The 7611-nt window shown below is 75.0% G+C and carries 5 protein-coding genes; all 5 read left to right on the top strand.

What is annotated here, in order from left to right:
* Window positions 1-97 precede the first annotated feature (97 nt).
* The 5 genes from ACF09E_RS02395 to ACF09E_RS02375 are packed head-to-tail and all read left to right on the top strand — an operon-like array spanning window position 98 to window position 7571.
* Entirely contained in the window at window positions 98-307 is a 210-nt protein-coding gene (locus ACF09E_RS02395; RefSeq protein ID WP_392203453.1) for an MbtH family protein, read from the top strand.
* 4 nt (window positions 308-311) lie between these two features.
* Window positions 312-935 (top strand): 4'-phosphopantetheinyl transferase family protein, encoded by a 624-nt coding sequence (locus ACF09E_RS02390; protein WP_392203452.1) that lies wholly within the window; start codon window positions 312-314, stop codon window positions 933-935.
* A 47-nt stretch (window positions 936-982) separates the two neighbouring features.
* Window positions 983-4711: an ABC transporter ATP-binding protein gene (locus ACF09E_RS02385; RefSeq protein WP_392203451.1), complete on the top strand. Its 3729-nt coding sequence runs from the start codon at window positions 983-985 to the stop codon at window positions 4709-4711.
* Window positions 4708-5733, top strand: a complete 1026-nt coding sequence (locus tag ACF09E_RS02380; protein ID WP_392203450.1) for a 4-hydroxy-3-methylbut-2-enyl diphosphate reductase — start codon at window positions 4708-4710, stop codon at window positions 5731-5733. Before ACF09E_RS02385 ends, ACF09E_RS02380 begins: the two co-directional genes overlap by 4 nt.
* A 17-nt stretch (window positions 5734-5750) precedes the next feature.
* On the top strand, window positions 5751-7571 hold the full coding sequence (locus tag ACF09E_RS02375) for a 1-deoxy-D-xylulose-5-phosphate synthase (protein ID WP_392203449.1): 1821 nt from the start codon (window positions 5751-5753) through the stop codon (window positions 7569-7571).
* Window positions 7572-7611 lie beyond the last annotated feature (40 nt).

Below are 7611 nucleotides of genomic sequence, written 5' to 3'. Positions count from 1 at the left end.
ATTCTCTCTGAAAAGGGTTGCCGATCTTTCTCGGGTTGGTTAGAAAGAATGGCGACGGAAACAACAGATCGCTTCACAGAAGGAAAAGGGAAAAGAAATGACGAACCCGTTCGAGAACGCCGACGGCCGCTACCTCGTCCTCGTGAACGACGAGGGCCAGTACTCCCTGTGGCCGGACTTCGCCGAGGTCCCGGCCGGCTGGGAGGTCGCCCTCGGGGAGAGCGACCGCCAGACGTGCCTCGACCACATCGAGGCCCACTGGACGGACATGCGCCCCAAGAGCCTCGTCCGCGCGATGGCATCCTGACCCGGTGACCGGCCCCGATGCCGTCACGGTGCTCTGGGGCCCCGTCGCCTCCGGCGAACGGCGCGCGGCGCACACCACGCTGCTGCGCGCCGCCGCGGAACTCACCGGCAGCCCGCTCCACCGCATCGGGTTCGCCCACGACCCCGGCGGCCGCCCCCGGCTCACCGGAGACGCAGCCCGGCTCCACGTGAGCGTGAGCCACAGTCCGGGAGCCCGGGCCGTGGCACTGGCCCGGACCCCGGTCGGCGTCGACATCGAGACCGTACGGCCGCTACCCGCCCTCGCGATGGCCCGGCGCTGGCTCGCCCCCGCCGACGCCGACTGGGTCGGCCGCCTCCCCGCGGCGGACCGGGTCCCCGCCTTCTACTGGCTCTGGACCCAGAAGGAGGCCGTCGGCAAGGCCCGCGGCCACGGACTCGCCCACGGCGGGCTCACCCAGCCGCTGCCCCACCCCGCGCACTGGCCCCCGCCCCCCGCCGCGGACACGCCACCCGCCCTGTGCGCCCTGCCCGGCACGACCGGGGCCGCCTGCACGGTCCTGCCCGCCGGCACCGGCGCGCACGTCCTCGCGGTGGCCGCACTCGGCGCCCCGGGCACCCCGGTCGACCTGCGCCGCTGCGAGGCATGACCCCCACCGCGACCCCACCCACCACCCTCACGAGAGGAGGCCCCGGGATGACGCACCCCACCGACGACACCGACCGGGGTTCCTGGACCGGACGGCTCACCCGCCGCTGTCTGCGCCACCGGCGCAGCGTGCTCGTCGCGGTCCTCGCCGCGCTCCTCGGAACCGCGACCAGCGCCCTCGTCCCCCTCGTCACCATGGTGATCGTCGACGACGTCGTCCTGCGCCCCACCCGGTCCGCCGCCCTGTGGACCGGCGCCCTGCTCGCCCTCGCCGCGCTCGGCTACCTCGCCGCCCACCTCCGCCGCCACCACGCCGGACGGCTCGCCGCCGACGTCCAGCACGACCTGCGGGTCGACCTGATCCGCTCGCTCTCCCGCCTGGACGGCGCACGCCGCGACGAACTGAGCACCGGTCAGCTCCTCGGCCGCTCCTCCGGCGACCTCAACATGGTCTTCGGGCTCGTCTCCACCCTGCCCACGGCGATCTCCAGCGCGGCCCTCCTGCTCGTCTCCCTCGTCCTCATCGCGCTGCTCTCCCCGCTCCTCGCCCTGGTCGCACTCGCCCTCGTCCCCGCCCTGTGGTTCATCGGCCGGCGCAGCCGCACCTGGCTCTACCCCGCGACCTGGTACGCCCAGAACCAGGCCGCCGCCGTCGCCGGCGTCGTCGCCAGCTCCACCGCCGGCATCCGCGTCGTCAAGGGATTCGGCCAGGAACAGCGGGAGAGGGACCGGCTCGCCGACGCCGCCCGGCGGCTCTTCGCCGGCCGGATGCGCGCCGTACGGCTCAACGCCCGCTACGGGCCCGCCCTCCAGTGCGTCCCCTCCCTGGGACAGGTCGGCGCCCTCGCCGTCGGCGGCTGGCTCGCGGCCCGCGGCGAACTCAGCCTCGGCGCCCTCCTCGCCTTCTCCTCCTACCTCGCCCAGCTCGTCGGCCCCGTCAAGACCCTCGCCGCGCTGCTCACCATGGGCCAGCAGGCCGGCGCCGGGATCGAGCGGGTCCTCGAAGTGATCGACACCCGCCCGCTCCTGACCGAGGGCACGACGCGGCTTCCCGAAGAAGGCGCCCTCGGCGTCGAGTTCGACCGGGTCACCTTCGCCTACGGCGCCGGCCTGCCCGTCCTCACCGACCTCTCCCTCCGCGTCGAACCCGGCGAGACCCTGGCCCTCGTCGGCGCCCCCGGGTCGGGCAAGTCCACCCTCGCCCTGCTCCTCTCCCGGTTCCACGACGTCTCCGAGGGAGCCGTGCGGATCGGCGGCGCCGACGTCCGCGACCTGACCTACGCCTCCCTGCGCGGCGCCGTCGCCGGCGTCCCCGAGGACACGGCCCTCCTCACCGGAACCGTCCGCGAGGCCATCGCCTACGGCCGGCCCGACGCCACCGACGCCGAGATCCACGCCGCCGCCCGCACCGCCCAGGCCCACGCCTTCGTCACCGCCCTGCCCGACGGCTACGCCACGGTCCTCGGCGAACGCGGCGCCCTGTCCGGCGGACAGCGCCAGCGCCTCGCCCTCGCCCGCGCCCTTGCCGCCACCCCCCGCGTCCTCGTCCTCGACGACGCCACCTCCGCCGTCGACGCCCGCGTCGAACAGCGCATCCACGACGCCCTGCGCGACCGGGCCGGGGACCGCACCACCCTGATCGTCGCCCGCCGCCGCTCCACCCTCGCCCTCGCCGACCGGATCGCCGTCCTCGACCACGGCCGGATCGTCGACCACGGCACCCACCACGAACTCACCGCCCGCTGCCCGCTCTACCGCACGATCCTCCAGCACGAGCCGGACACGGCCCCGGCCGACGAAGCCGCCGCCCCGCCGCAGGCCCCCGCCGGGCACCGGAAGCGCCCCGCGCCGACCACCCCGAAGACCGCCACCGCCCCGCACTCCGCCGCCGCGCGTCGCATGCACGCCCGCGTCGCGGCGCTGCCGCCGGCCCTCGACCTCCCCGGCGTCGACGAGACGGAAGCCGCCCGCGACCCCCGGACCCACGGCGACGGGAAGTTCGGACTGCGCCACCTGCTGCGCGGCCACCGCCTGCCCCTCGCCCTCGGCCTCGCCCTGGTCGTCGCCGACGCGCTCGCCGGACTCACCCTGCCCCTCGTCCTGCGCCAGGGCATCGAGGGCGGTGCCCACCGCCTCGCCCTCGGCGTCGTCGCCACGGCCTCCCTCACCGCGCTGGCGCTCGTCCTCGCCCAGTACGCCGTCCAGTGGGCCGCCGTCCGGGTCACCGGACGCACGGGGGAGCGGCTGCTGTACGGCCTGCGCATCCGGGTCTTCGCGCACCTGCACCGCCTGGGGCTCGACCACTTCGAGAGCGAGGCGTCCGGCCGCACCCTCACCCGGATGACCACCGACGTCGACTCGCTCTCCTCCTTCCTCCAGACCGGTCTGATCGGCGTCCTCGTCAGCCTCCTCACCCTGGCCGGCGTGCTCGTCGCGCTCGGCGCCGCCGACGCCGGGATGCTCCTCGTCGTCCTCGCCGTCCTCCCGCCGATCGCCCTCGCCACCGTGGCCTTCCGCCGGGCCTCCGCCCGCAGTTACGCGGACGCCCGGGAACGGCTCGCCGTCGTCAACGGAGCCCTCCAGGAGAGCGCGGCCGCCATGCGCACCGTGCAGGCGTTCCGCCGCGAGGACTCCGTCGTCACCGCCTTCACCCGGCACAGCGACGCCTACCGGCGCGCCCGCGTCCGCGGCCAGCTCCTCTCCGCCCGCTACTTCCCCTTCATCCAGCTCCTCGCCGCCTGCGTCACCGCCGTCGTCCTCGCCGTCGGAGCGCACCGGGTGGCCGCGGGCACCATGACGGTCGGCGCCCTCGTCGCCTACCTCCTCTACCTGGACCTCTTCTTCGTCCCGGTGCAGCAGCTCTCCCAGCTCTTCGACGGCTACCAGCAGGCCCAGGTGTCCCTGCTGCGGATCCGGGACCTCCTCCGGCTGCGCAGCACCACCCCGAACGCCGCGGACGCACGCCCCGTCCGCTCCCTGCGCGGCGAACTGGTCTTCGACGACGTCGACTTCCACTACCGCGACGGGCGCCCGGCGCTGACCGGGATCCGGCTGCGCATCCCGCAGGGCCAGACCGTCGCCTTCGTCGGCACCACCGGCGCCGGAAAGTCCACCCTCGTCAAGCTTGCCGCCCGGTTCCACGACCCGACCCGCGGCACCGTCCGCGTCGACGGGACCGACCTGCGGGACCTGGACCTCACCGCCTACCGCAAGCGGCTCGGCGTCGTCCCCCAGGAGCCCTACCTGTTCGCCGGAACCGTCCGCGAGGCCATCGCCTACGGCCGGCCCGACGCCACCGACGCCGAGGTCACCGACGCGGCCCGCAGGGTCGGCGCCCACGACACCCTCAGCGCCCTCGACTCCGGCTACGACCACCGCGTGACCGAAGGCGGACACAACCTCTCCGCCGGACAGCGGCAACTCGTCTCGCTGGCCCGCGCGGAACTCGTCCGCCCCGACATCCTCCTGCTCGACGAGGCCACCGCCGCCCTGGACCTCGCCACCGAGGCCCTGGTCAACCGGGCGACCGAACGCCTCGTCAGCGGCCGCACCGCCCTGATCGTCGCCCACCGCCTCAGCGTCGCCTCCCGCGCCGACCGCATCGTCGTCGTCGACGACGGCCGCATCCGGGAGGACGGCACCCACGACGAACTCCTCGCCCTGGACGGGACCTACGCCGCACTGTGGCGCGCCTCGCAGGGGCACCCACCCGCGGCGTTCCCCGCCCCGCGCCCCGCACCCCGCACCCACGACTCCTACGAACGGAACGCTTCATGAGCGCCACCATCCGACCGGCCGGCCCGGACGCCCCGGCCGACCACCGGCCCCCGCGCGTCGTCCTCGCCCAGCCGCGCGGCTTCTGCGCCGGAGTACGCCGTGCCATCGGCATCGTGGAACGCGCCCTCGACCTCCACGGCGCCCCGGTGTACGTCCGCAAGGAGATCGTCCACAACCACCACGTCGTGGCCGAGCTGGAGAAGCGGGGCGCCCGCTTCGTCGACAGCGAGGAGGAGGTGCCCGAGGGCGCCGTGTGCGTCTTCTCCGCCCACGGGGTCTCCCCGGCCGTCCGCAGCGGCGCCGCCGACCGCCGGCTCGAAGTCATCGACGCCACCTGCCCCCTGGTCTCCAAGGTCCACCAGGCCGCCGTCCGCTACGCCCGCGACGGCCGGACCATCCTGCTCGTCGGCCACGCCGAGCACGAGGAGGTCGAAGGCGTCCGCGGCGAGGCCCCCGAGCGCACCGTGGTCGTCGAGAACGAGGACGACGTCGCCGCCCTCGACCTTCCGGACGACACACCCGTCGCCTACCTCACCCAGACCACCCTCTCCTTCGACGAGACCCGCCGGGTCGTCGACGCCCTGCGCGCTCGCTTCACCGACCTCGCCGGCCCCGCCGACGGCGACATCTGCTACGCCAGCCAGAACCGCCAGAACGCCGTCAAGTCCCTCGCCCGCCACAACGACCTCGTCCTGGTCGTCGGCTCCCGCAACTCCAGCAACTCGATCCGCATGGTCGAGGTCGCCCGCGAACACGGCAGCGCCGCCCACCTCGTCCCCGACGCCGGCCACCTCGACGAGACCTGGCTCGCCGGGGTCTCCAGCATCGGCATCAGCTCCGGCGCCAGCGCCCCGGAGATCCTCGTCCGCGGCCTCGTCGACCGGCTCGCCGCACTCGGCTGGCACGACGTCGAACTGGACGACGGCATCGCCGAGGACGTCGTCTTCTCCATGCCCGCCCGGCTGGCCGACCCGGTCACCGGCCGGGTACCCCGGACCCCTCTGGCCGATGAGGCCCTGTGACCAGAACAGGATCTGTCATGACGTCGATCGCATCGGTCCACGGACCCGACGACCTCCGCGCCCTCACCCCCGCCCAGACCGAGGAGCTCGCCGCGGACATCCGGCGCCTCCTCGTCGAGGAGGTCACCCGCACCGGCGGCCACCTCGGCCCCAGCCTCGGCGTCGTCGAGCTCACCCTCGCCCTGCACCGGGTCTTCGAGTCCCCGCGCGACCAGATCCTGTGGGACACCGGGCACCAGACCTACCCCCACAAGATCATCACCGGACGGGCGGAGGCCTTCGGCACCCTGCGCCAGCCCGGCGGACTGTCCGGCTACCCCTCGCGCGCCGAGTCCCCGCACGACCTCATCGAGAACTCCCACGCCTCCACCGTCCTGTCCTACGCCGACGGCCTCGCCAAGGCACACCGGCTGACCGGTGCCACCGACCGCGCCGTCGTCGCCGTCATCGGCGACGGCGCCCTGACCGGCGGCATGGCCTGGGAGGCACTGAACAACCTCGCCGACGGCGCCGACCGCCCGGTCGTCGTCGTCCTCAACGACAACACCCGCTCCTACGCCCCCACCGTCGGCGGCATCCCCGCCCACCTGGCCCGCCTGCGCACCGAGGACCGCCCCCCGCAGTCCGTCTTCGAGAGCCTCGGCCTCGCCTACGTCGGCCCCGTCGACGGCCACGACATCGAAGCCCTCGAAGAGGCCCTGCGCCATGCCGCCGGACTCGGCCGGCCAGTCGTCGTCCACTGCCTGACCGAGAAGGGCCGCGGCCACGCCCCCGCCGAACAGGACGAGGCCGACCGCTTCCACGCCGTACGCCCCCGCCCCGCCGCCCGCACCACCCCCCGCCCCGCCCCGGAACCGGCCTGGACCGACGTCTTCGGCGACGAACTCGCCGCCCTCGGCGCCCGGTGCCCCGACGTGGTCGCCCTCACCGCGGCCATGCTCGCCCCCACCGGCCTCACCGCCTTCGCCGAGCGCTTCCCCGACCGCACCTTCGACGTCGGCATCGCCGAGCAGCACGCCGTCACCTCCGCCGCCGGCCTCGCCCTCGGCGGACTCCACCCCGTCGTGGCGGTGTACGCCACCTTCCTCAACCGGGCCTTCGACCAGATGCTGCTCGACGTCGCCCTGCACCGCGCCCCGGTCACCTTCGTCCTGGACCGGGCCGGTGTCACCGGCGACGACGGCGCCTCCCACAACGGCATGTGGGACCTGTCGCTGTTCCAGATGGTCCCCGGCCTGCGCGTGGCCGCCCCCCGCGACGCCGCCACCCTGCGCCGCGCCCTGCGCGAGGCCCTCGCGATCCAGGACGGCCCGACCGCGCTGCGCTTCCCCAAGGGCTCCACCGGCCCCGACCTCCCCGCCGTCGCCACCCTCGACGGCATGGACGTCCTGCGCCGCACGGACTCCGACGCCCCGGACGTCCTGCTCGTCTCCGTCGGCGCGATGGCCGGGGTGTGCCTGGAGGCGGCCGACCGCCTCGCGGAGCACGGCTTCGGCGTCACCGTCGTCGACCCCCGCTGGATCGCCCCCGTCCCCGCCGCCCTCGTGGAACTCGGCCTCGGCCACTCGCTGGTCGCCACCGTCGAGGACGGCGGCCGCAGCGGCGGCGCCGGCGCCGCCCTCGCACAGGCCCTCGCCGACGCGGGCGCCCGCACCCCCGTCCGTACCTTCGGACTGCCCCAGCGCTTCCTCGACCACGGCCGCCGCGACGACATCCTCGCCGCCCACGGACTGACCGGCCGCCACATCGCCCGCGCCGTCGTCGAGGCCCTCGCCGGCCGCGACGACTCCGTCTCCATCGGCGACCTGGCACCCCAGCCCGTCGGCGCCGACCAGTGAACCGCCCGGCCCCCACCCCCACCAGAGCAGGAGACACCCC

Origin of the sequence: Streptomyces sp. NPDC014891, from assembly GCF_043081085.1 — a bacterium.
In the GTDB taxonomy this organism is placed as follows: domain Bacteria; phylum Actinomycetota; class Actinomycetes; order Streptomycetales; family Streptomycetaceae; genus Streptomyces.
This window is presented reverse-complemented; position numbering and strand designations above follow the sequence as displayed.